General features: G+C 43.8%; 1 protein-coding gene. It reads left to right on the forward strand.

Annotation, left to right across the window (positions count from 1 at the left end):
* The coding region (locus tag ENN47_03130) for a hypothetical protein (protein HDP77175.1) at nt 1–1,644 on the forward strand (1,644 nt) is incomplete at both ends.

The raw sequence follows: 1,644 nt of genomic DNA on the forward strand, positions 1-1,644 counted from the left end.
AAAGACTCTTATTGAAACCAGTTCAAACACTACAATAGCTGCCAGTGATTTGATAGGTATTGGCAAACCGTTCACCTTTGAATTCAATCCGGGAGACTATTCTGAAGTGAGAATTCTGGCAGAGGCTACTGATAACTGGCCAGAGATAGTCGATGATTTCGAGGATCATCTGGTTCCTGATTCCCCATCGTCACAAACTTTCATAGATGAAAGTGCTTCGATAGTCGATATGCCCAGAAATCTCGTGGAGTTCGAAAAGAATGGATTCTCCGTAACTCATACTGGGACCTGGCCTTGGAGCGTTTCACCATGGATCTTGAGCGACGTTAATGGAGGAACGAAGAAGTATTCAATTGTCATAACAAATGATAATGCTGCTCCGCAAGGGAATTTCTCTCTCACGAATGATGCTACATTAACTGAAAACGATACTCTTCAGAAGAGAGAAGCCTTTGCAAGAGTCCTGGTTTCCACACCCGAACCTCAGGAAGATGTCCTTACTCTTGAAGCAACCGTAACGGGAACATTCTCCTGGACAAGAGAGATTGAATACGACTGGGAGATTGAAAAGTCTGTAGCTCCCGAAACAATTTATCTGAATATCGAGGAAGATAAGGATGTCACATATTCAATTAATGCTACCAGAACGCTGACCGAGAACTCTACTAATACTTTTTCCTACAAAGGGGAAGTTGAAGTAGGGAATTCTCTTACTTCAAATCTCACTGTTGATGCTTCGCTTACTATCAGCTTACTGGAGTCGAGTGATGGCGGAACATTCTCAGCCGTTGCAACTAATACTTATTCGATTAGCGATTTTGCCCCGGGAGACGTGGTTTCGAAAACCTTTGATTTCTCGAGCTACTCTTTCAAAAGCGGTTACTACTACAGGGTGAAGGCAGAAGTCGTTTCCGGCGCTGTATCAAAGACCAATACGGGAGCTCTTACCGGTCCGATTTCGCCTACAACCCTTTTAGAGTTCGACAAAACAGCCACTGTGAATGATGCTTATATGGGTCCGGTAGGATTTGATGTTACTCCCGATTCAGATTATGCATGGCCCTGGCTGCTTTCAGAGACTCCGGCGGCAACTACTTATACATTTAATATAATGAACTTGGAAAAAGAAGAGGGAGAGTACAAGCTTCCAAATACCGTGACTCTCGTTGAAGATGATACAAAGCAAGAAAGAAGCGATGATGCGACTGTGACGATCCTCGTTCCAGGCTTGAACGTCACAGTAGATTCAACGATAACCTGGGTCAAGACTCTCGAGTACGATTGGAATATTGAGAAGGAGGCAACTCCAACTTTAATCACACTAGGCATAGGTGAGGAGTCTTCCATCCAATACACAATAGAAACTGAAAGGATTCCAGGAGATGCAACTTACACTTACACGATTTCCGGTACTGTTACTGTTGAAAACACAGGAAATATTGATCTTACCAATATCTCAGGTTCAGTCTCGCTGGATGGTTATCCGAGTAAGTCAGATAACTTTGGTCCGTTTTCCCTTGCAATAGGAGCAAATCAAGATTTCATGTTCTCCTTCACTGTCGAGAGCACCACTCCAATTTCCGGATTCACGATAAGTGCGAATGCTGATTCCGATGAAACTGCGCCAGACTCGGACAGCGATAC

The sequence above is a fragment of the Mesotoga infera genome, from assembly GCA_011045915.1.
Lineage (GTDB): Bacteria > Thermotogota > Thermotogae > Petrotogales > Kosmotogaceae > Mesotoga > Mesotoga infera_D.